Source organism: Pedobacter jamesrossensis (assembly GCF_042650905.1).
Classification (GTDB): Bacteria; Bacteroidota; Bacteroidia; order Sphingobacteriales; family Sphingobacteriaceae; genus Pedobacter; species Pedobacter jamesrossensis.
In genome coordinates this window covers 91395-113699 of record NZ_JBHSBY010000143.1, presented here as the reverse complement: position 1 = coordinate 113699, position 22305 = coordinate 91395, and the positions used below count along the sequence as shown (strand labels likewise).

Annotated in this window: 14 protein-coding genes; 11 read left to right on the top strand and 3 right to left on the bottom strand. The window is 35.0% G+C overall.

The window, feature by feature from the left end; translation table 11 throughout:
• Nucleotides 1–41: 41 nt before the first annotated feature.
• Complete coding sequence (locus ACFOUY_RS19225; protein ID WP_378962893.1) at nucleotides 42–1535, bottom strand: right-handed parallel beta-helix repeat-containing protein; 1494 nt, start codon at nucleotides 1533–1535, stop codon at nucleotides 42–44.
• Nucleotides 1536–1943: 408 nt separating this feature from the next.
• Entirely contained in the window at nucleotides 1944–4502 is a 2559-nt protein-coding gene (locus tag ACFOUY_RS19220) for a beta-L-arabinofuranosidase domain-containing protein (protein WP_378962892.1), read from the bottom strand.
• Between the two features lie 568 nt (nucleotides 4503–5070).
• On the opposite strand from ACFOUY_RS19220, the gene ACFOUY_RS19215 reads away from it, so the two are divergent.
• The 5 genes from ACFOUY_RS19215 to ACFOUY_RS19195 all read left to right on the top strand — a co-directional run bounded on the left by ACFOUY_RS19215 (nucleotide 5071) and on the right by ACFOUY_RS19195 (nucleotide 11482).
• The gene (locus ACFOUY_RS19215; protein ID WP_378962891.1) at nucleotides 5071–6744 is read left to right on the top strand and encodes a sodium:solute symporter family transporter; all 1674 of its coding nucleotides are present in this window, start codon (nucleotides 5071–5073) and stop codon (nucleotides 6742–6744) included.
• A gap of 17 nt (nucleotides 6745–6761) precedes the next feature.
• Nucleotides 6762–7736, top strand: coding sequence for a mannonate dehydratase (locus ACFOUY_RS19210; protein WP_378962890.1), 975 nt, complete (start codon nucleotides 6762–6764; stop codon nucleotides 7734–7736).
• Between the two features lie 4 nt (nucleotides 7737–7740).
• Nucleotides 7741–8484, top strand: a complete 744-nt coding sequence (locus ACFOUY_RS19205) for an RraA family protein (protein ID WP_378962889.1) — start codon at nucleotides 7741–7743, stop codon at nucleotides 8482–8484.
• A gap of 660 nt (nucleotides 8485–9144) precedes the next feature.
• Nucleotides 9145–9327, top strand: a complete 183-nt coding sequence (locus tag ACFOUY_RS19200) for an RraA family protein (protein ID WP_378962888.1) — start codon at nucleotides 9145–9147, stop codon at nucleotides 9325–9327.
• A 151-nt stretch (nucleotides 9328–9478) separates the two neighbouring features.
• Complete coding sequence (locus tag ACFOUY_RS19195; protein WP_378962887.1) at nucleotides 9479–11482, top strand: DUF4861 family protein; 2004 nt, start codon at nucleotides 9479–9481, stop codon at nucleotides 11480–11482.
• A gap of 66 nt (nucleotides 11483–11548) precedes the next feature.
• On the opposite strand, the gene ACFOUY_RS19190 is transcribed toward ACFOUY_RS19195, so the two are convergent.
• A complete protein-coding gene (locus ACFOUY_RS19190) occupies nucleotides 11549–12445 on the bottom strand; it encodes an AraC family transcriptional regulator (protein ID WP_378962886.1) in 897 nt (298 codons plus the stop codon).
• A 220-nt stretch (nucleotides 12446–12665) separates the two neighbouring features.
• Between ACFOUY_RS19190 and uxaC the strand changes: the two genes are divergently transcribed.
• The 6 genes from uxaC (at nucleotide 12666) to ACFOUY_RS19160 (ending at nucleotide 22302) form a co-directional block, all read left to right on the top strand.
• A complete protein-coding gene (uxaC, locus tag ACFOUY_RS19185) occupies nucleotides 12666–14078 on the top strand; it encodes a glucuronate isomerase (protein ID WP_378962885.1) in 1413 nt (470 codons plus the stop codon).
• Nucleotides 14075–14914, top strand: a complete 840-nt coding sequence (locus ACFOUY_RS19180) for an SDR family NAD(P)-dependent oxidoreductase (RefSeq protein WP_378962884.1) — start codon at nucleotides 14075–14077, stop codon at nucleotides 14912–14914. The genes uxaC and ACFOUY_RS19180 overlap by 4 nt, the downstream gene beginning before the upstream one ends.
• Before the next feature lie 362 nt (nucleotides 14915–15276).
• On the top strand, nucleotides 15277–17895 hold the full coding sequence (locus ACFOUY_RS19175; RefSeq protein ID WP_378962883.1) for a glycoside hydrolase family 3 C-terminal domain-containing protein: 2619 nt from the start codon (nucleotides 15277–15279) through the stop codon (nucleotides 17893–17895).
• 14 nt (nucleotides 17896–17909) lie between these two features.
• Nucleotides 17910–18731 carry a sialate O-acetylesterase gene (locus tag ACFOUY_RS19170; RefSeq protein WP_378962882.1) on the top strand — a complete coding sequence of 274 codons (822 nt, stop codon included), beginning with the start codon at nucleotides 17910–17912 and terminating at the stop codon, nucleotides 18729–18731.
• A 62-nt stretch (nucleotides 18732–18793) separates the two neighbouring features.
• Nucleotides 18794–20797: a glycoside hydrolase family 97 protein gene (locus tag ACFOUY_RS19165; protein ID WP_378962881.1), complete on the top strand. Its 2004-nt coding sequence runs from the start codon at nucleotides 18794–18796 to the stop codon at nucleotides 20795–20797.
• A 44-nt stretch (nucleotides 20798–20841) separates the two neighbouring features.
• Nucleotides 20842–22302, top strand: coding sequence for a hypothetical protein (locus ACFOUY_RS19160; RefSeq protein ID WP_378962880.1), 1461 nt, complete (start codon nucleotides 20842–20844; stop codon nucleotides 22300–22302).
• Nucleotides 22303–22305: the final 3 nt, after the last annotated feature.

Below are 22305 nucleotides of genomic sequence, written 5' to 3'. Positions count from 1 at the left end.
AGTGTAATGGAGACAATTTTAATTAATTTTTTCTAAAAACTTTAAAATTCAAAAGCACCTATGTCCCAGATTCCGCCTTTATTTCTGTAATCAAAATCTGAGGTAAACATCAGCGGAAATGGTGAAATTGGTGTATAGATTAATACCCCTTTGTTAATTACTGGCGATGTTGATTTGAGATGAAAATCTGCATTGGCAGCATTTATAAATTGCGGATCTATTTGTAGTGAAGCAGAGTTGCTTACCATTGTTTGAGTATAGCTATTTGCGCCATTGTTGCTTACTTTAAAATCAAAAAATAGGTTATTGCTAATATTATGTTTTGATGCTTGATTGTGAAATATCGAATATCTAGATGAATTTGAAGATTTGTTATAAAAAATGTTATTCTTTATCGTAATATTAAAGTCTGCAGTATTCGGACTAAAATTAGCTACTTCCCCAGTAAAACCAACTTTTGCATTATTGTAGAATGTATTGTTTACAATATAAATATTTCCGTATCTGGCAGATTGGCCTTGGATATTTATGAATTCAAATCCAGATCTCTGACAATCTTTTACAACATTATTAAAAAAATAAATTTCTCTAGCAAAGCCTCCTAATTCTGCACCGACTGTTAATCCGGCAGATTGGCAATTGTAAATTTTGTTACGATATACTCTTATGTTATAAGAGGTGCCACTGCCAGCATCAACGTAAATTGCATTTCGGTATAGATCATGGATGTAGTTTTCGTAAATTTCTCCATTATAACAAGCACCCTTGGCATCAATTCCTTCACCACCTTCGCCCTCTATAACGGTATCCCAAACCTCGTTTTTGGATATTTTAAAATTATTCACACCTGCAATTGTGATACATTCTTGGGTGCCTACGTTATTTCCGACTCTAAAAGGATAAGTACAAGCTCTCCTAACATTATTGCTAATAATTTCTATAGCTGAACTTCTAACTACATAAATACCGGAATAGCGAGATTTATAAGATGAACAGTTTTCTATTTTGAGATTTTCACAATATTCGCCGCTGAATCCAAACCAATAAGCATTTTCAACTTTAATTCCGTCGATCTGAATATAACGACATTTCATAGCCTCCGTTGCATCACCACCAATTTTAAAAATCGCACCATAATCTGCTCCAATATTACTACCATCTAGGGTTACGGTTTCTCCCTGTCTGTTTCTAACAATAGTTGGTGCTTCAGCTGTGCCATTTAACCTGCGATTAAGTGTGACTTTTTCAAAGTATCTCCCCCCTTTAATTTCTATAATTGAGCCAGCCGGAGCATTGTTTAATGCATGCTGTATGGTTGCCCAAGGTGTATTTATGTTTGTAGGATTGGTGCTTGAGTTGTTTCCGCCTTGTGTGGAAAGTGCAACATAATAAATAGGCTGATTCTCATTAAGCTGAGCGTTAACACTTAATTTTTTAAATTCAGGCTTAATTTGTTCAATTGCATCTTGTTTGCAGCCTAACAAAAAAACAATTGCCATCAGGTATGTGAGGTTAGCTACATTAAATTTTTTCATACTTATTTGGTTTCGATATTTTGATTTAACCAAAAATAGCTTTTAGAAACCTGGTTAACTTCTACTTAATTTGCCAATGCAGATACTATGTTGATCACCATTGCACTTTTTTAATGCTTAATATTTTTAATCTCTGGATGTATATCTCCTTTCCTAATTTTAGTTTCATAAAAAATTTATGATTTTTAATGAAATCAATACTAACCATGTAAATGTTAATAGGGCTAAAGATTTTGTTATTATCGTGTTGGCGGAAAAAAAGGATAGATAATTAATATTGGTATTAAAACTATCAAATGAATTTCTATAAAAAAAAAGGAATAAATGGTATTTTTCTAACCCTTGGTTTGCCATAATAAAAAGATAATTATTAGTGAAATTTCAACACGAATTTTACTAATAAATCTGTTATTTGATTGATTTTATCCAAGTACTTACTTCTCCACCTGTTTGACTAGCATCTGCATAAGGAACCAATATGATATTTTCAGCTTTTCCATTTACACTTGCTTTAACTTGGTAAGCTTGAGTCCCTACCCAATTTTTAGGTAAGGTTTCAGTGGGCATTTGTATTAACGCTCCATTTTCGTCTCCAACAGTGAAGTCTTCCGTTATATTTTGATTTAAGTATCTATCAAAAGCTAAAACTTGCGGGCCACGTTGATAAGCAATAGAATTAGGATAGCTAATACCTCCAATTAAAACTTTAATTGGTAGCTCAAAACTGAGCTCAATTTTATCACCTTTTGTCCATTCTCGGTTTAAAGAAATCATATCATTGCTTGTGGTGTTTTGTACTTTTCCGTTTACAGCAATTCTAAATGCTGCAGCCCAATAAGGTTTACGGAGTAAAACTTCAAAAATTTGTTTTGATGTAGGATTTACTGTAATACTCACATTGCCGTTTTCTGGGAAAGTTGTTTTAGTAGCAAATTCTACCGCCGTTTTACCCCCTAATACAGTTTTGTAAACCCCTGGCTGATAAAAATAAAAAACTGGATGTCCATTCAATTTCCCATTGGTGAAAAGTGGGATCATGGCAATCCCTCTAGGAATGCTCGACATGCAGCATGTGATGCTGCAACCATAAGGTTTAGCACCCATCAAAGGAGTATAATAACTTACACAGCCGGTTTGGGGGTTTTCAGCACCCGTTAAATGATTGTAAACTGCTCTTTCTAATTCATCTATATATTTAGTCTCTCCAAAGATGCTCAATAATTGAAAATTTAACTGAACCCAAGTTGTAGTTACGCAACCCTCGCCCATATTATCTTTGCTGCTGGCTGGTAACAGATAATCATCATGAAAATGCTCAAAAGAACTTGTTGTGCCAGTAATGTATAAGCGCTTTTCTGTAATATCTTTCCAAGCTGTTAAAATTGGTTTTAAAAATTGATTATCAGCAGTAACTCTGTACAGCTTAACCAAGCCAACTAGATTTGACATCATTTCATAAGCTTTTGCATTAGCGGTTTTATCTACTCGTCCAACTGTATTTAATGTCTCAATAATTCTGGGTCCGTTTTTAGTGTCATAACTCCTTGTGATATAGTAGCAAAAGTCTAAAAATTCTTTTTTACCTGTGTATCGGTATAAATCTGTCATTGGGTCTACAATACTAGTTGCGGCCATGCCCACATGAGCTCCAGATTTAATGATATCTAACTGACCTGCTTGATCACCAAATCTTTTCGAAAGCAAATCGCCAATTTTAGCTGATGCTAGCAATGCTGGTTTGTAACCGGTAAGCTGATAATAACTTAACAAGCCGACTAAATCATATTTGTGCGACCACACATCCCAACTTGTCCACTGGCTATCTTTTTCATATGTGCCTAAGTAACCATCATTTAGTTGCGCTGAAATTAATTGTTGTGCTGTTCTATCTAGCTGTATTTTTAATGCAGGATCTTTAGTGTTATCGTAAGCGTTACAAGCAGCTTCTAAAAATTTGCCCACATGTTCGCCAATCCATGGATGAACACCTGGCTTATTAATAAAGCCTGCCAATATGCCAGCCTCATCTACTTTATATAACCGTTGTTCTTTATTCGCTTTTAGTCTTTCGCCTAACCAACCTTGAATATTTTGTTGGCCTAATTGAGCTGGACTAAATATTTCTTTCACTTTATCAGCTACAGCCGGCATAGCCGATTGGTAGTTGATATTTTCATAGCCATACTCGTCATTCCAATGGGTTTTAAAATTATACTGCGAAACCGTTAAGTTATATTGGATTTTAATAAAATTTGATGGAGATTGATAAGGAAAAGAGTTGATATTATCGCCAGGTTTGACGCTTATTTTTTTGGCAAAAGAAGCTAATTTCTTTTGATTTAAATCATAAAAACTAGAAGTTAAATCTGCACTTAAAGTTTTGTCTGAAAAATTTTTTATTGATAAACGATACGTAGCTTTTTTATTTTTGACCTGGTCTTTGTTAGTTACACCATAGGCTGAAGTTTTCAACAATAAGATATTTTCAAGTTTGGCTGATTCTATAGAAGGAGTACTTTCTACGGATGAACTGCCGCCCCAGTGGCTAATGCGAACTGCTATAATATTTTCTTTATCCCATAAAATTTGTTCAGGTTTTAAAATATACGCTCTTTTAATATCTCCAGAGTTGGTTTCGCCAGCTACATATCCATTAAAGTAAAATTTATCTTCTTGCTTAATTCTGCCTAAATAAAGCATTAATGCCCCAGTTTTTTCTAATTCTTTTTTTAATGTAGATGGAATTAAAATCTTCTTTCTAATCCAAATAATATTGCTTGTTTTTGGTAAATCATTAGTCCATTTTAATGCATTTCCTTCTTTGGTATTCCATTTTGAATCATCAAATAAAGGTTGTGCATAGTGGTCATCATCAATAAATGAGTAGCTCCATTTTCCTGATAGCGATATTTGAGCATATAGCTTACTGAATGAACACAATAAAAAAAGGATGATTAGTTTTTTCATAAGAAAGAATATTTATGTAGTAGATTGTATGAGTTATTGGAAGATTTATGTGTTCAATTGCTAATTATTACCATAATTGATAAGTTGTTACTGGAGAATAAAATTAATTGCTTGATTAGTTTTTGATTTGGCTAATCAAAATTAACTTTAAGAAATCCATTTTACTTCTCTTTAATTTGCAAATGCATATACTGTGTTGATTGAATTTTTGTTATTACATGACCAAATGTTTGATAACATGGTATTTTAATCTACAAGAAGAATCAATTTAAGAGTGAATTGAAATCTTAATATGAACGAATGCATCTTTTAAATTTTACAGCTTGTATTGAAGCAATACGTTCGAAAAATCCTTTCAAGAAATAGTAATTAAAAATCATGAACGAGTTTGGTTAAACTAAGCTTGTCTTTTTTTTAGCTTTTTGCAAAGTTTATCATAATATCATGCAAAAATTGTATTAGTCAGTGCAAAAAAAATTATAGCTAAAGGCCTTACCGTCTTTTATATTTGCTGTGACAAATCATCGATCGATTTTAACAATAATTCTAACCAACAGAACCTTAATTAATGGAGAGCCTCAAACAACTTGATTATTTTGCCATTGCTATCTATATGCTTTTAATGGCGGGCATAGGTTTGTTTTTGGGTAAATTCGTTAAAAATATAGGAGATTATTTTAAGGGAGGTAACTCTATTCCGTGGATTTCTGGAGCCATCAGTAATTTCATGACCAAGTTTAGCACATTCATTTTTGTAGCGTACGCTGGTATTGCCTATACCGATGGTATGGTTGCCATTACTTTAATCTGGAGTACGGTAGTTCCTGCATTATTTGGTGCGTTTATTTTTGCGAAAAAATGGCGACGAGCAGGCATCATCACCCCAATGGAATATTTGGAAACTAGGTTTAGTCCTGCCGTGAGACAAGTCTTTTCTTGGTCGGGCGTTGGGTTTAAAATTCTAGACAATATGGTAAGGCTTTATGCGCTCGCACTTTTTGTTAACGCAGCAACTGGTATAAGTTTAGAAGCCTCAATACTAACTTGCGGTATTATAGTTGCGCTATACACCATTGCTGGCGGCTTGTGGGCGGTAGTTATTACAGATGTGGTACAATTTGTTATCCTAATTGTTGCAACGCTTATTTTGTTACCATTGACTATAAAAGCTGGCGGTGGTATTAGTAACATTATGGCCACTATCCCAGATCAGTTTCACTGGTTTAAAGGGCCAAAGGGTATGCCATTATATGTTATGGTTTACTACCTCATGATATTAATTAAATATAGTGGTAACTGGACATTTATACAACGTTTTTATAGTGTCAGAGATGAGACAGCAGGAAAAAAACAGGCTTTGCTAAGTGCAGCTTTCTTCCTTATATTTCCCTTTATATTTCTTTTTCCATCAATTGTAGCCCGCCAGATTATACCAGATCTCGCCAATCCGGAAATGGCTTATGTAAGTATTTGCCTAAAGCTTTTGCCAGAGGGAATTATGGGTTTGATGGTAGCTGCGATGTTTGCTGCTACCATGAGTGTGTTAAGTGGAGAATATAATGTAACAGCAGGCGTGTTAACTAAAGATATTTACCAGCGTGTATTTAAATCAAATGCATCAGACCAAGAATTACTTTGGGTTGGCAGAATGATGACCCTATTTTTGGGTGCTTTGATTACCGTCGGGGCATTATATGTAGGTGGTTTTGGAGGTGCATTTGAAGCTAATAAATTGTTTACAGGCTTGTTCGCTTTACCGATGACAATCCCGTTGATTTTAGGTGTCATTCTTAAGCGTCCAAATCCTACTGGTGCCTTGGCCACAGTTGGGGTAGGTATAATTGTGGGCTTGGTATTAAACTCTACAAAAACTGTAAGTTGGGAAATGGGAACACTAATTGAAATTGTAGTTTGCGTTGCTATATTTCTCATTTCAGGGATAAGAAGAAGTTCAAATCAAGAATATAATAATCGAGTTGCAGCATTTTTTAAGAGAATAAAAACTCCGTTAAGAGAAGATGAAAAACCAATTGAAAACTGGGATTTTCAAAGGTCGATGAACCGTTTATACGCCATTGCTTTACTAGTTGTAGGGTTATTGTTTATGGCTATGAGCATCCCTTCAATGGGTAATGCAAGTGGTAATTCTTCATTTATTGCTGGTATTTTATGCCTGATATTAGCGGTTGTGATGTGGTTTGTAATCGGGAAGAAAAAAACAGAATTAAAATCACCCTTTTAATATTACGCGACAATTAAATGAAACTAAGCTTCCTCTTTTTTGGTAACAAACCAGATGAAAAATGGGTTTTGGCTCGTCAAATGGGAATTACAAAAGCTATCGTAAAATTGGCTCCAGAATTAACCGGCGAACTTCCCCCTTGGGATTTTAAATCTTTAGAAAAATCTGTAAAAACTTATCAAGAGAATGGTTTTGAAGTAATAGGTTTTGAAGGTGATCAATTTGATATGGACCGAATCAAATTAGGTTTAGAAGGTAGAGAGCAAGATTTAGAAAAGTATAGGCAAATGCTGCTGAATATGGGTAAACTAGGCATTAAACTTTTATGCTATAATTTTATGGCTACAGGTTGGTTCAGGACAGCTAAGAATGTACAAGAAAGGGCGGGAGCATTGGTTTCTGGATTTAGTATGAAAGATGCGGAACAATTGCCACTCACTAAATATGGACATATAAGTGCTGAAAAAATATGGAAAAACTATGCGTATTTTTTGGAGCAGGTATTGCCAGCCGCAGAGAAAGCGGGTGTTAAAATGGCCTTGCATCCAGATGATCCACCAGTACCAATTTTACTAGGTATCGGAAGAATTTTTATCAATGCCGAAGCAACTAGAAAAGCACTTAGTTTAGTTGACAGCCCATCGCATGGAGTGACTTTTTGCCAAGGCACTTATACCACAATGGGTGAGGACGTAAAACAATTGATAACCGAATTTGGTGAGCAAGGCAAGATATTTTTTGTACACATTAGAGATGTAGAAGGAAACGCGGAAGATTTTCGGGAAACATTTCACGACAACGGACCAACAGATATGGTAGAAATGTTTAAGGCTTACAAAGGCATCAACTTTGATGGGCCAGTTCGTTCAGACCATGTGCCTACCATGGCTGGCGAAACAAACCAACAACACGGATATGAAATGAAGGGCAATCTATTTGGTATTGGTTATATGAAAGGAATCATGGAAGCACTAGCGATAAAGGAAAATTAAAATTATGAGCATAGATCAATATAAAAAAGAAGTAGGAATGATGAACTTAGATAAACTCATCGAATTTCGCGAAGGAAAATCAGAAATAGAGTTTCCTATACCTGTAAAAGAACTATTAAGTAGGTTCGAAAAAATATACACTGGAGCAATTAATGATGTTTTAAGAGAATTTTGTTTGTTAAATCAGGCTTTGCCAGGTCATATTATACCTTTAAGAGAGTATAGAACCATAGCAGGAATAGCATTTACTGTAAAAAGTGCACCAAATGCAATTGTAAGAGGCGAAATGGAATTTCGTACACAAATGTTGGATGCCATGCATGAAGATAGCTTTGTAATTTGGGATACTACAAATGATGCAAAAGCAACTTTATGGGGCGGAGTAATGACAGCAACAGCCAAGGGTAAAAAAGTCAAAGCAGCTTGTATTGATGGTGGAATTAGAGATACGCACCAAATTTTAGATGCAGACTTCCCGGTATTTTACAAGTATAGAATTTCTAACGGAAGTTTGGGCAGATGTTTGATTACGCATTATCAAACTACTTTACAAATTTCAGATGTTACCATTAAACCTGGCGATGTAATAATGGGCGATATTGATGGCGTTTTGGTGGTGCCTAGAGAAATTGCTTTCGAAGTTTTAATCAGAGCTGAAGAAATTATCGAAAACGAAAAGAAAATTTTTGGATGGGTACATGAAGGAAAAACTATTCATGAGATTACAGAAAATGGAGGATATTTTTAGAACTAACTGAAATTTATGAAATTAAAAATCTTTTTCATATGCATCATTCTCATTATCTTTTCACAGCAGAAGCTCAAAATGTGGGTTCATCACCCGAATATATCAAGACTTTAACATCCGAGTTTACAGGTGAGAGATTTGGAGATTGAAGGCCTAAAGTTTCTGATGGATTAAAAGAAGATTACGCTGGAAGCGGCTTGAGCAGAATTGATAAAAAAGGCTATCCTAATTAATTTGAAGGAGATTGGAAATTAATTAACGAAAATGAAGATTTCGTCATGACAGGTAGATCTGTCACTGCTCAATTTATGCCTACTCGTCCTGATCTAGATCAACAAGTTCGAGCACAAGGGAAAATTGAAGACAGAGCATACCTTTTAGCGACAACATCACGGGCAATCAACACATTAATAGCGATAGATATTTTATGTAGCAGATGGTTACAATAGCCTACTTATGGTGCCATTACAGGTTTTAATCTAGGAATGGCTTATTTTCGAGAACTCAAAGGGGGGGCGTTTTTTATGGAAACGTTCGTGATATGGAAGATTTGAGAAAAATTAAAGGTTTTAATGGTTGGATTAAAGGTTCTCATCCATCATATATGCGCCAGACTATGCTCACTTCTATTAATGCACCTATTCGTATCGAAGTGCAGTTGTGCAGCCTGGTGATGCTGTTTTAGCTAAACAAGATGGAGTGCTTTTTATTCCCGCAAACTTGGTTGAACATATCGTTTTAACTGGAGAAGTAACGGCATTGTTTGATGTTTTTGGACAACAAAGAATTGAAGAGGGAAATATACCGCCAGAGAGATTGATAGTAAATGGACAGATGAAATAAAAAAAAGATTTTAAAAATTTGTCTACTAATTATAAAGGTAAATTACCGATATCTAGAGCTGATCTAGAGAAATATCTAGAGAGTAGGAATTTCTAATTAATAAGATTAGCCATTGAAAATTTAGTAAATATTGCATTTAATGTAAATAAATATGCTCAAAAATAATTGGTTTTTAGTAGTCATTTTGTGTTTTTTGAATTATGAATCCTACGCTCAGCAAAATATAAAAACTGTAGATATCGCTCAAACAGTTTTAAATAAAGGCCTCAAAGAAGTTAATTTAGAAGGCTATCAAGGTAGTTTGTTGTTGCAGGGAATGGCAGAATTAGCATTGGTAAATACTGATAAAAAAATGCTCAGAGAAATAGAAGCCATTTATCAAAAATTTGGCACTAGTCAAATTGATGGAAAGGGAAGTTTTATCAGCTATAAAGCAGGTGGCAATGGTGCTGCTTTTTTAAATTATCACAAATCAACCACCAAGTTAAATGATCAGGTTGTTAAGGCTGCATCTCAAATGTTTAATAACCAAAAGAGAGCCAAGGAAGGTATTCTTACAGCTAACTGGGCATCCGATCAAAACGAACAGGTTTTTATTGATATGGCTTTTGCTGTAACTCCTTACATGTTATATGTTGGCCTACGTGAAAATAAAAATGAATATGTTGATTTAGCAGTTGCTGAAACTTTAGAGCTTTTTAGAATACTTCACGATAGTAAAACAAAATTATTGCACCAAGCTCGTGGATTTAATGGTGCTGGCATAATTTCAGAAGATAATTGGAGCAGGGGAAATGGTTGGGGAGCTTTGGCCATAGCAACATTGGTAAGAGAATTGCCCAAAAATCATCCTAAGCGCAATGAAGTAGAAATACTTGCGAAAGAATTCTTTCAGGCGATAATTCGTCATCAAAATAAAGCAGGACTTTGGCATCAGGAAATGACAGACAAATCCTCATTTATAGAAACATCGGGTAGCGGGTTATTACTTTATGGATTAGGGATAATGCTTGATGAAGGTTTACTAAACAAAAAGTATGAAGCTAATTTTATTAAAGGTTTAACTGCTCTGGCAGCATATATTACCAAAGAAGGATCAGTAAGTCATGCTTGTTTTAGCTGTCTAGCACCTCGAAATGGTACAAAAGAAGATTATAAAAATCATGTTTGGGTTTATAATGATCCTCATGCATTTGGGTCAATAGTTTTAGCCTATGCGCAAGCCATAAAAATGGGGATAAGAGATGTTACTTTAAATGAAGAACAAGGAGCATTGGCAAAATTAGATACTGTAAAACAAGAGATTAAAACGTATGTAAAATACGTTCCTGAACGCCGTCAGGATATTGCATGGGAAAATGATCGGATCTCTTTTAGATATTATGGCCCTCCAGTAAGAGATCAAGTAGGCAGTGGTATTGATGTTTGGACTAAAAAAGTAGATTATTCTATTATTGATAAGTGGTACAGGTTAAACTCAAGGGGAGAGGATTATCATGTGGATAGAGGTGAAGGAGCTGATTTTTATAATATGGGTTTTTTACGTGGAGTAGGAGGTAGTGCCATTTGGAAAGACGATAAACCATACCCTTCCCAAACTTATGCAAACCATCAAATTATTAAAAACGAAAAACAAGAAATTGAGTTTGCTTTAGTTTTTGATGAATGGGATGTCGATGGAAAAAAAGTGTCGGAACAAAAAAATATTAAAATGATTAATGGAACTAATTTTTTTCAGATATCTAGTACAGTCAATAGTCAAAATAAGGAAGATTTAATTATTGGAATTGGACTTACAACTTTTGGTAAACCTATTTTGTATCAGGATTCTTTGTCGGGCGTGTTGAGTGTTTACGAAAAAATTGATTCTAACAAAGGAAGTTTAGGGACTGCTGTAATAGTAAATCCGAAACAATTTGTAGGTTACAAAAAAAGTGGAAATGATGAGTATATATTGATTAAAGTGAAACCTAATCAATCATTTTATTATTATATAGGTGCAGGATGGGATGATAATTGCCGATTTAAAGAACAAAACTCATGGTTAAATTATGTTAGACCGCATAATTGGGAAAAATTAAATAAGACTTACAAAACTAAATTGAGTAAAAAAATTATACCAGTTTCAAAAGAACAATACAAGAGCGTGAATTAATAGTAGTGTATTTCAGACTTCTTTTTTAGTACGCCAATTAAAAATCCCTTCAACTGAACAGTTTTTTTAAACAACCTCAGGCTCTCTATACATTTTCGATAAATGCTTCATCCGGTAGGCAGTAGGGTTAATGTTTTTAACAATTTTAAATTGTCTATTAAAATAAGATACATTTTGATAACCGCATAAATAACCAATTTCGGCAATGCTCAATTCTGTATCAATCAATTTTCTGCAGGCAATTCCAATTCTTATATCGTTTAGGCTTTCTGACAAAGTTTTATTGGTTACACTTTTGAAGTATCTGCAAAATGCAGATGCATTCATGTTCGCATGTTCCGCTACCTCTGCTAAAGTTAAATTCCGGTGGTGATTTTGAACTAGATAATTGTAAATATTAGATATTTTTTCTTCATTATTCGATTTATAATACGATTGTGAAAATCCTTCAGAGGCCAATAATTCGTAATCGCTTTCTCCAATGTTGCATAAGAGATCTAGCAAACTAATCATCTGATTCCAACCCGTTTTTTCGGTAATGCCAATCATCTTCTCTTTTATTTTTTTTGCGAATTTTATTTTAACTTTTACACCCCTATGTGCAGCATGTAATAATTTCTTCACATTCTTCATCTCTGGCAAATCAAAGAAATCTTTACCTGCAAAATCCGTTTCGAACTGTATCAAAACCAACTTGGCGCTTAAAAGTGGATTGTTTTCATAGTATTTTGGCTCGCTTTGCCAATAATGTGGCAAATTTGGACCCACTAAAACTAAATCATCATTTGAAAAAGGAAGAATGCTATCGCCCATAAACCTCGTTCCGTTATTTTCCAATACGTAAAGAAGTTCGTATTCTTTATGGTAATGAAATTGATCGTAGGTATGTGGCACTTCCGCTAATTTGCAATAAAAAGATTGTTCTGCCGATTTAGTGTGTTTGTTTAAAAATTTGGGTCCCATAACATTTAGTTAATAATTGTCAAAAAATCAGCAATATGATAATTGCAAGATTTCAAACACTTTAAATTAAATCGGTTCGTATTTGGTTAAACTAATATACGCAGTTTTTAGTGGCGTAACTGTGATTGCAAATTTAGTTCAATTTATTGCAAATTCTAATGAAGAAGAGGTAGGGACTAAAAATTACTTTTGTTTATAATCTTAAGTAACCAATTTGAAAATGTTAGAAAACGATTTTCTGTTGAATAATGAAATAGCCAAATATTTATACCACCAGATAGCACAAAAATTACCTATAATTGATTATCACAATCATTTGAATCCGTTGGCCATAGCTAACAATAAGAAGTTTAAAAATATAACTGAATTATGGATTTATGATGATCAATACAAACATAGGTTAATGAGAATTAATGGTGTGGGTGAGAATTATATTACCGGTGATGCACCCGATTATGAAAAATTTTTGGCTTGGATGGAAACTCTTCCAAAAACTATCGGAAATCCCGTTTATCAATGGTCTCAATTAGAGATTTCTTATATTTTTGGCGCTGATATTAATCTATTAAAAGATGATCCTCTAGAGATATGGCAGCGGTGCAATCAAAAATTGGGCGAGAATGGTTTTGGCGTAATTGATATTCTAAAAAAATGGAATGTAGCGTTTCTAAGTACTTCCGATGATTTGCTTGATGGATTAGAAACGCATCAACAAGCTTCAGCAGATCAGAATCATCAGTTTTTGGTTAAACCATCTTTAAGAGCTGATGCCGTTTTAGCATTTGAGACGCCAACATTTACGAATTGGCTAACAAAATTTACTAATATTTCCGGTATCGAAATCACAAATTTGGATAGCTATTTACAAGCCATCAATATCAGACTAGACTATTTTCAGAAATCAGGCTGCTTGAGTTCAGACCATGCTTTAGATTCGGGTTTCATTTTTAAATTACCTACAAAAACCATTGCTGAAAAACTATTTGCCAAACTACTAAATGATGGTCATTTAACAAATGATGAAATAGTAGAGTTGCAATCTTATCTATTACAGTTTTTGGGTATTGAGTATGGAAAAAGAAAATTAGTGATGCAGTTACACATTGGCGCACAGAGAACCACAAGTACAAGGCTAAAGAAAATTGCTGCAAAGTATGGAGGGTTTGCCGCAATCGGAAATCCTTTGGATATAGAAAGTATTTGCATGTTTTTAGATACCCTGGAGAAAGAAAGTACATTACCTAAAACGATACTCTATACCCTAAATGCTGTTGATAATGAAAGAATTGGTACGCTAACTGGGTCTTTTACAGAAGAAGGCATTAGAGGTAAAGTACAATTCGGGCCTGCATGGTGGTTTAATGACCATTATGATGGTTTTGTTAAACAGTTAACAGCTTTGGCAAGCTATGGCATGTTAAGCACATTTATTGGGATGACTAGTGATTCCAGAAGCTTTTTGTCCTTATCAAGACATTATTATTTTAGAAGAATACTCTGTAGTTTAATTGGTGAATGGGTTGAAAAGGGATTATTGCCAGATGATAAACAAGTGCTTCAAGTTTTAGTTGAAGACATTTGTTGTAACAATGCAATAGCATACATTAATGTTGAGAAAAAGGAATTAGTATGATGCAAAATGAAAAAGTAGCCATTGTTACAGGAGCTGGTGGAACCTTATGTTCTGAAATGGCCAGAGCATTGGCGAAAAATGGAGTCAAGGTAGCGTTATTAGGCAGAGATATAGGTAAACTAAAAATTGTAGAAGAAGAAATAAATTCTAGTGGTGGTATTTCTCTGGCAATTAGCACGGATGTTACCGACCAAGCATCGGTAGAGAATGCACAGGGAATAATTCTAGAAAAGCTGGGTGTTTTTAGTATTTTAATCAATGGAGCCGGTGGTAATCAAACGGAGGCCATTACAACCATCAATGAATTTGACCCGAAAGAATTGGATAATAACGATCCTAACTTTAGAGGCTTCTTCAATTTAGATATGAACCGTTTTATGGATGTGATTAAAACTAACTCAATGGGATCCATCACCCCTTGTTTTGTATTCGGAAAAACAATGGCTAAAAATGGTGGAGGCTCTATCATAAATATTGCTTCTATGAGCAGTTTTAGGGCACTATCTCGGGTGGCTGCATATGCTTTTGCGAAATCGGGCATGGTAAGCTTTACACAATGGTTAGGCGCTTATTTGGCCCCAGCCAATATCCGTGTAAACGCTATTGCGCCAGGGTTCTTTCTAAACGATCGCAGTAGAAAACTACTCACCACATCTGATGGAGGTTATACTGAAAGAGGAGCATCAATTATGAGGTTATCTCCTATGAAAAAATTTGGTGAAGCACAACAACTTATCGGTACCATGAATTATTTATTGGATGATGTGGCATCGGGTTTTGTAACTGGCGTAACCATTTCGGTTGATGGAGGGTTTTTAGCCAATGGTGGGATTTAGAATTTAGTTTCGAATAACGTTTTTAGAAAAAAGTAATTAATAACTCTTTTGATAGAAATCATCCTGCTTTATTTTTTAATTAAAAAAAATGGATACCATCCAAACATTGAAGATTGTAATTCCTATCTTATCTTTATTGCAAATATAATTCTAGTTAATGCAAATATAGATTAAAGTCTAAAGCTAATTCTCTACTATTTTTGTTAAACAAGCATGTGGCTGATTTAATAACGCTCAATATTAGATAAGCTACAACATCTGCCAAATATAAATTTTCTTTATTCAAGCACTATTTTAGGGAAATTTCTTAGCAAATGCTTTGTGTTTACGTACTAATTAATCTTCATTAATTGTGAATATTTATGTCCTTAAAGTATATTTTTTTATTAGTAACAGTATTTTCTCTTTTTGCCTTTAATGCAATTGATAAACCCAAATATCCTTTTCAGGATAGTACCTTAACTGTAGAAGAAAGGGTTGATAATTTGGTTGGCATGTTAACATTAGAGGAAAAAATATCCCAAATGGTTAACAACTCTCCATCAATTTCACGCTTACATATTCCAGCTTACAACTGGTGGAACGAAACTTTACATGGGGTTGCCAGAACCTCTTATAAAGTTACCTCATATCCACAAGCCATTGCAATGGCTGCAACTTGGGATACAACTTCTTTAAAAACAATGGCAGATTATAGTGCTACAGAAGGAAGAGCAATCTACAACGATTCTCAAAGGCAGGGTAAAACTGGTATTTATTTAGGTTTAACGTACTGGACTCCAAATATCAATATTTTTAGAGACCCCAGATGGGGCCGCGGACAAGAAACTTACGGCGAAGATCCTTACTTAACCGGGTCATTAGGAAAGGCTTTTGTAAGAGGGTTAGAAGGGGATAATCCTAAATATTTAAAAGCATCAGCTTGTGCTAAACATTTTGCAGTACATAGCGGCCCAGAGTGGAACCGGAGTACATTTAATGCTAAAGTATCTGATTTTGATCTTTGGGATACCTATTTGCCAGCCTTTAGAGATTTAATAGTTGACGCCAAAGTAAGTGGTGTAATGTGTGCTTACAACGCTTTCGATGGTCAACCATGTTGTGGTAGCGATAAGCTAATGCAAAAAATATTGCGTGATGATTGGAAGTTTACAGGTTATGTAACCTCTGATTGTGGCGGAATTAGTCATTTTTGGCGTACGCACAAAACGCATCCTACAAAAGAATCTGCAGCTGCAGACGCTGTTTTACACGGTACAGATTGTGAATGTTCTGGTGATCCGACCTATAGAGCCTTGCTAAAGGCAGTAAAAGATGGTTTGATCAGTGAAAAGGAAATCACTACTTCGGTAAAAAGATTATTTACAATCCGCTTTAGATTGGGGATGTTTGATCAAGCAGAAGAAGTACCTTTTTCCAAAATTGATATAGCTGTTTTGGAAAGTGATGCCCATAAAGCACATGCCTTGAAAATGGCCCGTCAATCGATGGTGCTGTTAAAAAATGAACCATTCGCAAATCCCAAATCTAATGTGTTGCCATTTGGAAAAGACATAAAAAAGATTGCGCTAGTTGGCCCAAATGCTGATGATAAAGCTGTAATGCTTGCAAATTATTACGGTTTTCCATCTCGTATTTCATCTGTTTTGGATGGTCTTCGCTCTAAACCTGGTGTTGAAATAATTTATGAGAAAGGGTGCAATTTGGTAGACAATAAAGTTTTTAAGCCAAATTGGAAAGGTAACAATTTTAGTTTTGGCGGTAAAAAAGGATTTCAGGTAGCATATTTTAAAAATACTAAATGGGAAGGCCAGCCAGCATCAATTAGCAGGGTTGAAAAAATAGATTTTCAATGGGGAGATGGGGAACAAGTAGCAGATGGGATTATTGCGAATCAATTTACTATGCGTTTTACAGCTGATTATAAAGCTGATGAAACTAGTGATGTTGTTTTTGAATTAAAAGGCGATGACAATGTAAAGTTGTTTATTGATGGCGAAAAGCAAATCGAAACCGATTTAAAAGGAGGTTACTATACACTTAAAGCTCAAAAAGCTAAGGTATATCAAATTGTAATCGATTATCTTCAGTACACCGACAATGCAGAAATTGAGTTAAATATGGGCACTGTTGAATCAGCATCTGCCGAAACTATTGCGCAACGCGTAAAAAATGTTGACGCCATTGTTTTTGTTGGTGGAATAGCTGCAAGTTTAGAAGGAGAATCAATGCCAGTTTCTGTTGAAGGTTTTAAAGGTGGTGATCGAACAAATATCGAGCTGCCTAAAGTTCAAACAGCATTAATGAAAGCGCTAAAAGCAACTGGAAAACCTGTTGTTTTTGTAAACATGAGTGGTGGGGCGATGGGGTTTGAATGGGAAGCAGAAAATCTCCCAGCAATTGTACAAGCTTGGTATGGTGGTCAAGCTGGTGGACAAGCCATTGCTGACGTACTTTTTGGAGATTATAATCCTGCTGGCAGACTTCCAATTACTTTTTACAAAAATGTGAACGACTTGCCAGATTTTGAAGATTACAGCATGAGTAATCGTACTTATCGCTATTATAAAGGCCAACCTTTGTATGCTTTTGGGCATGGATTGAGTTATACCAATTTTAAATATAGCAATCTTAAAGCTGCAAGATCTGAAAAAGCAAACGAGGTTTTAGTTACTGTTGATGTAACCAATATTGGTAAACTTGCTGGAGATGAAGTTATTCAACTCTATTTATCACATCAAAATGTTGGGTATCAAACACCAATTAGAGCATTAAAAGCTTATCAACGTAGCTATTTCAAAGCTGGAGCAACCAAAACAATATCTTTTAAATTGGGGGCTAATGAGTTAAGTGAAGTTAATGGAATTGGTAAGGTAATTCGCATGAGCGGGAATTTAGCTATCTCTGTTGGAGGCGCTCAACCTAGTCCAACTTTACTTGCACAAGGAAAATCAATACAAGAACAATTCACGCTAAACTAAAATTGGTAAAAAGCATGAGCAAAATTATCATCTTCATATTTACAATTTTAGCTTCAATTAATTTTAAAGCCTATCCTTTGGTTTGCCAAATTTCTTTAGTGACAAATAGCAATGATGAAAGCAAATCTCACCATAAATCAAATGTTTGGATTTTTATAATGGCTGGTCAATCTAACATGGCTGGAAGAGCTAAAGTTGAACCACTTGATACCATCACAAACAAACGGATTTTGGTTATGCAACCCAATGGCAAAATAACTATAGCAAAAGAGCCATTACATCTTTATGAGCCAGCTATGGTGGGATTAGATTGTGGCTTATCTTTTGGCAAGCAGTTGTTAAAGTCCATTCCTGATTCAATCTCAATTTTATTGGTGCCAACTGCTGTTGGTGGCAGTTCAATAAATCAATGGCTTGGCGATTCCTTACATAGGGGAGTAAAGCTTCATTCTAATTTCAAAAAGTTGTTAAATCTCTCTATTCAACACGGCACAGTAAAAGGAATATTATGGCACCAAGGAGAAAGTGATGCCAACCAAGTTAAAGTAAAAAAATACCAGCAAAAACTTATCGAGCTTTTTTTAATTTTCAGAAAAGAAGTAAATAATGATCAAATCCCGATTCTAACTGGTGAAATAGGTGCTTTTAGTGAACAAGTTGAATATCAAAAACAAATTAATAAATCGATAAGAAAAAACGCTAATAAGGATCCTTACACATTTTTAGTTCGTACAAATGATTTAGCTCATAAAGGTGATCAACTTCATTTTGATGCCAAATCGCAAAGACAATTAGGAGAAAGATTTGCGAAAATTTACAGTAAAAACTTTAAATAAAATAGATCAACATGGCTTTATGAGCTGTAAGGTTAAATGTGTATTAAAATAAAACACTACAAATGAAATACAAATATCAATTTATCATCACTTTCTTTTTTTTGATTAGTATTAAAAATTTGGCTGCTCAAACCAAATCATATCAAATTATTTCTCCAGATAAAAAAACCAGTGTTAATGTAAGCTCAGGAGAGCGTTTAGCTTACAGTATAAACTACAATAGCAAACCAATATTATTAAACAGCACACTTTCAATTGCTTTATCTGATGGGAAAGTATTGGGTAAAAACAATAAAGTGCTCAAAACTTCAAAAAGAAGTGTGAACCAAACTATTACGCCATTGTACGGCATGGCAGCTCATTACAAAGATGTTTATAATGAATTTACCATTCAGTTTAAAGATAAATTTGAAGTAATCTTTAGGGTTTTTAACAATGGTGTAGCCTATCGGTTTAAAACCAGCTTGCCGGGTAAAATCCAAATAAAAGAGGAAGAAATTAATTATCAGCTCACCGCCGATTCTGATGCATGGTTGCAAACTACCAATTCTTTTCAATTTAGTTACGAGGAGCAGTTTTTTAAAAAGAAAATATCAACCTTAACTGGTAAACCTTTGGCTTCATTGCCCTTAGTAACGGAAAGTAACGGCCTTAAAATAGCCATCACAGAAGCTGATCTTTTAGATTACCCAGGTTATTATTTTACCTATTCAGGCACCAATACCTTGAAAGGAGTTTCTCCGAAGTTTGTTTTAAAGGATACCGTTGGAGGACAGGATAATTTCAATAAAATATCTACTCAGGATGCAGATTATATCGCCGAAACAGAAGGTATGCGAAATTTCCCATGGCGTTTAATGATTTTGGCAGAAAATGACAAGGATCTGCTGTACAACAACCTAGTCTATTTATTGGCCAGTGAAAGTAAAATTGGCGATGCTTCGTGGGTAAAGCCAGGTAAAGTATCATGGGATTGGTGGAATGCCAACAACCTGACCGGGGTTGAGTTTAAATCGGGTTTTAATACCGAAACCTACAAATACTTTATTGATTTTGCTGCAAAGAACAAGCTAGAATACATCATGATGGATGAAGGTTGGAGCGACCAGTTTGATCTGTTGAAAGTAAATGACGGCGCAGTGGTTACCAGCGGTACAACTGCCCTATCAGGAAGCTTGGATATGCCTTACCTTTTCGATTATGCCAAACAAAAAGGTGTTGGTATTATTCTTTGGTGTGTTTGGCATACCTTGGACAGGCAAATGACCGAAGCCTTAGACCAGTTTGAAAAATGGGGAGTGAAAGGCGTGAAAGTAGATTTTATGAACAGGGACGATCAGACTGTTGTTCGTTTTTATGAGCGCCTTGCCAAAGAAGCTGCAAAGCGAAAGATGATTGTAGATTTCCATGCTGCTTACAAACCAACGGGAATGGAAAGAACCTATCCTAATATCCTTAATTTTGAAGCTGTGCAGGGTCTGGAATGGAGCAAATTTTCTGACGTTGATATTTTGACCCAAGCAACAATATTGCCCTTTACCAGAATGATCGCCGGGCCAATGGACTACACTCCGGGAGGATTGTACAACGCAAACAAAGAAGATTACAGGAAAAGCTTTTTCAGACCAATGACTTGGGGTACAAGATGTAATCAACTGGCCATGTTTACCATGTATTATGCACCTTTTGAAATGCTGGCAGATGCGCCGACTGCTTATGAAAAGGAACCTGAAATCTTAAATTATCTAGCTGCAATGCCAAATACTTGGGATGAAACCGTTCCAATTGCAGGCAAAATTGGCGACCATGCTGTTATTGCCCGAAAAAAAGGTACAAGCTGGCATGTGGCTGGGCTAAACAACTGGACTGGCAAAAAAGTTACAGTTAATTTTGATTTTTTAGACGAAGGTGAATATCAAGCGACCATTTTCTCTGATGGTATCAATGCAAATAGAATAGGAAATGATTATAAAAAATCCACTCAAAAAATCAATAAAACTTCAGCTTTAGAGTTTCAAATGGCAAATGGTGGCGGGTTTGCAATACAGTTAGATAAGATTAAATAATGATGATGTATATAACAAAAAGACTATTTATTTTATCGAGCTTATTGGCATTAATAAACAGTAGTAATGCACAAGATAAGTTGATTACTGTTAAAAGTACCCAACCAGAATTGGTGGTTCCCTTTCCTTTTTTAGGGAATGTAAAACCGCGTATGGCGAATGAAATAGATTCTTCGAATTGGATAATTGGTTGTGAAACCTTGGATCGTGATTTTGCAGATTATGATGCCTATAAAGAATATCTAGTGCCCCTTGGCATTAGAAAGATCAGACTTCAGGGTGGTTGGGCTAAAACCGAAAAACAAAAAGGAAAATACGACTGGAAATGGTTAGATCATATTATTGATGATGCGGTGAGTAGGGGATTAAAGCCTTGGTTGCAAATATCTTATGGTAATCCAATCTATCCTGGAGGTGGAGGTTCAGCTTTAGGCGCTGGTTTACCTTATTCTACCGAAGCACTAACAGCTTGGGATAAATTTACAGCAGCTATGGTGAGTAGATATAAGAATAGAGTTGTTGATTGGGAAATTTGGAACGAAGGGAATTTTGGAGATAACCTTCAAAACACACCAGAATTTGTTGCAGCAATCAACATCAGAACAATTCATATCATCAAAAAAATACAACCGGCAGCTAAAGTATCAGGTCTTTCTTTAGGTCATATTGATTTAAAATATGCAGATACATTTTTTAAGATTTTGAAAGCAAAAAACAAGCTGCATCTTTTCGACAATATCACCTATCATGATTATGTCTACAACCCAGATGCAAATGATTTATTGGTAGAAAAACTTAGAGATATTTTAAGGAAATATGATGCAAAGCTAAAACTAAGACAAGGAGAAAATGGTGCACCTTCGGGTCCTGGATTTGGCAGAGGTGCCTTAGGCGATTACAATTGGACAGAACTTTCTCAAGCCAAATGGAATACTAGAAGAATGTTAAGCAATTTAGGTCATGATATAGAATCAAGTGTATTTACAATTGCTGATGTTGCTTATACAAGTGGTCCGATTAAATTATTGAACATTAAAGGCTTATTGCAGTCAGACTCTACAAAGCAAGTCATTCGTCCAAAATTAGCTTATCGATCTGTACAGGTTGTAGCCTCAATCTTTGACCATACTTTAGAACGTATCACTGATTTACATACAACCTATGAGAAAAAAGTGAAGGTAGATAAAGAGGCGGTAAGGTATACCAAAAGCACCGATCGGAGTTTAGTGGTTTATGGTTACAGGCATCGCCAAAATAAGCAACAAATTTATACCATTTGGTCTGATGAGGCTATTCCCTCAAATACCAATGAGGTAAAAATGCTAGATTTTTCTTTTATCAACGGTAATTTTATTGAACCTGTAATGGTTGATGTGATTACTGGAAAAGTATACAATATTCCTAAAGAGAATTGGAATAAAGAAGGCAATATTGTCAATTTCAAAAAAATTCCTGTTTACGATGGTCCAATCCTCATTGCTGAAAAAAGCTTAATTAATTTATAATAA

Excerpts from the sequence above, each read along its gene's own strand:
- ACFOUY_RS19225 (WP_378962893.1), bottom strand. The coding sequence starts at position 1,535 with ATGAAAAAATTTAATGTAGCTAACCTCACATACCTGATGGCAATTGTT.
- ACFOUY_RS19220 (WP_378962892.1), bottom strand. The coding sequence starts at position 4,502 with ATGAAAAAACTAATCATCCTTTTTTTATTGTGTTCATTCAGTAAGCTA.
- ACFOUY_RS19215 (WP_378962891.1), top strand. The coding sequence starts at position 5,071 with ATGGAGAGCCTCAAACAACTTGATTATTTTGCCATTGCTATCTATATG.
- ACFOUY_RS19210 (WP_378962890.1), top strand. The coding sequence starts at position 6,762 with ATGAAACTAAGCTTCCTCTTTTTTGGTAACAAACCAGATGAAAAATGG.
- ACFOUY_RS19205 (WP_378962889.1), top strand. The coding sequence starts at position 7,741 with ATGAGCATAGATCAATATAAAAAAGAAGTAGGAATGATGAACTTAGAT.
- ACFOUY_RS19195 (WP_378962887.1), top strand. The coding sequence starts at position 9,479 with ATGCTCAAAAATAATTGGTTTTTAGTAGTCATTTTGTGTTTTTTGAAT.
- ACFOUY_RS19190 (WP_378962886.1), bottom strand. The coding sequence starts at position 12,445 with ATGGGACCCAAATTTTTAAACAAACACACTAAATCGGCAGAACAATCT.
- uxaC (WP_378962885.1), top strand. The coding sequence starts at position 12,666 with ATGTTAGAAAACGATTTTCTGTTGAATAATGAAATAGCCAAATATTTA.
- ACFOUY_RS19180 (WP_378962884.1), top strand. The coding sequence starts at position 14,075 with ATGATGCAAAATGAAAAAGTAGCCATTGTTACAGGAGCTGGTGGAACC.
- ACFOUY_RS19175 (WP_378962883.1), top strand. The coding sequence starts at position 15,277 with ATGTCCTTAAAGTATATTTTTTTATTAGTAACAGTATTTTCTCTTTTT.
- ACFOUY_RS19170 (WP_378962882.1), top strand. The coding sequence starts at position 17,910 with ATGAGCAAAATTATCATCTTCATATTTACAATTTTAGCTTCAATTAAT.
- ACFOUY_RS19165 (WP_378962881.1), top strand. The coding sequence starts at position 18,794 with ATGAAATACAAATATCAATTTATCATCACTTTCTTTTTTTTGATTAGT.